This is a genomic window from Candidatus Accumulibacter cognatus (assembly GCF_000584975.1).
Taxonomy (GTDB): Bacteria; Pseudomonadota; Gammaproteobacteria; order Burkholderiales; family Rhodocyclaceae; genus Accumulibacter; species Accumulibacter cognatus.
Map to the genome: position 1 here is coordinate 1 of NZ_JDST02000155.1, position 1,441 is coordinate 1,441.

3 protein-coding genes are annotated in these 1,441 nt (G+C 66.6%); all 3 read left to right on the plus strand.

The window, feature by feature from the left end; translation table 11 throughout:
- Window positions 1–56: 56 nt before the first annotated feature.
- Window positions 57–341 (plus strand): AbrB/MazE/SpoVT family DNA-binding domain-containing protein, encoded by a 285-nt coding sequence (locus AW06_RS19535; protein WP_034953885.1) that lies wholly within the window; start codon window positions 57–59, stop codon window positions 339–341.
- The gene (locus tag AW06_RS19540) at window positions 338–742 is read left to right on the plus strand and encodes a type II toxin-antitoxin system VapC family toxin (protein ID WP_034953888.1); all 405 of its coding nucleotides are present in this window, start codon (window positions 338–340) and stop codon (window positions 740–742) included. Before AW06_RS19535 ends, AW06_RS19540 begins: the two co-directional genes overlap by 4 nt.
- A gap of 183 nt (window positions 743–925) precedes the next feature.
- On the plus strand, window positions 926–1,441 hold a 516-nt coding region (locus AW06_RS19545), incomplete at its 3' end, for a toll/interleukin-1 receptor domain-containing protein (RefSeq protein ID WP_034953891.1).

Genomic DNA, 1,441 nt, shown 5'->3' on the forward strand with positions numbered 1-1,441 from the left:
AATACTCGTCCCGGCAAAGGAGTACCATGTGCGCACGGTATATACGGGAGCGACGAATGCGGACACGGGTGTTCAGAAGCGGGAATTCGCAAGCGGTGCGCATTCCGGTGGAGCTGCAATTGCCACCGGGAGTGAAGGAAGTCGAGATCGAAGCGATGCCCGGAGGGGACTTGCTCATCCGGCCGGCGTTGCGCCGGCTCACCGGTCTGGCTGACAGCTTTTCGGCGATGGGCGCATTGGGATGGTTTCCGGATGGTCAACGTCCCGATGCGGGCGAGGAGCTTGAGCGCGATTGGGGAACATGGGGCGCCGCCAAAGCCGGAAATGGCGAGCCGGGATGAAAGCGGTGCGTTACCTGCTCGACACCAGCATCTGCATCCATGCCATGCAGGGAAATCCGGCGCTTGCCAGGCGTTTGAGCGAGTGCTACTTCGGCGACTTGCTGCTCTCGGCGATCAGCCTGGCGGAACTCGAATTCGGCGTCATCGCGGCAGGCGGCGACGGCGCAGCGCATCGTGCGGCCCTCGACGCGGTGCTCAACGATCTCGTGGTGCTGCCCTTCGATGCCGCAGCCGCGCGCGCCCACGCCGCCGTTCGCCTGGCCGACCCGCAACGCACGCGCAATGCGCTGGACAAGCTGATCGGCGCACACGCACTGGCCGTGCAGGCGACGCTGGTTACGGCCAACCCTGCGGATTTTTCGCGCATCCCGGGGTTGCAGGTCGAGAACTGGGCAAGCTGAGCGCCGGGCAAGCCCGATGGGTGGCTCAAAGGAGCGTTGACGGCCGCCATCACAAGCCGCCGCTGCTTCGGCCAGGACATGCTGCAAGCAGGCAGGCGACCCGCCGCAGCCGAGAGCCACACTTCCGCCAATAAATCGTGCGGTAATGGGGGAGATGCGCCGCCGCCGCTATCGGGAGGAACAATGACCAAGAACGATTCCGCAAACGCAAGCCAAAGGCCTTCCGCTTTCCCTTCCCCGACCTACTTCGTCTCGCACGGCAGCGGCGACGATGGCGTCGTCCGCCGCTTGCGCAGGGCGCTCGCCGAGCTGGACACGCAACTGACGATCGACTCGCGCGAGTTCCGCGGTGGCGACCCGCTCGAATCGACGATCCGCGCCGCGATCGAGCACTCGGCGGGCGTACTGGTGCTCGTCTCGCCGCGCGCGAAAGACTCGGCGTGGGTCGGCAAGGAACTCAAATACGCGCTCGCCGTGCAGAAACAGCGCGGCGGCGCGGCGCACTTCCCGGTCGTGCCGCTGCTCCTCGACGGCGCGCCGCTCGGCGCTTTCGAAGCGCTGTTCGACGAGGAGCCGATCCATATTGCCATCGCCAGCGGCAAAATCGACGCCGCACCGCACGACATCCTCGTCGCCCTGCGCCGGCGGCTGCCGACCGACACCGAGCCGCAGGCGCAGCCGCCGGCCGAAGCGGTCGAA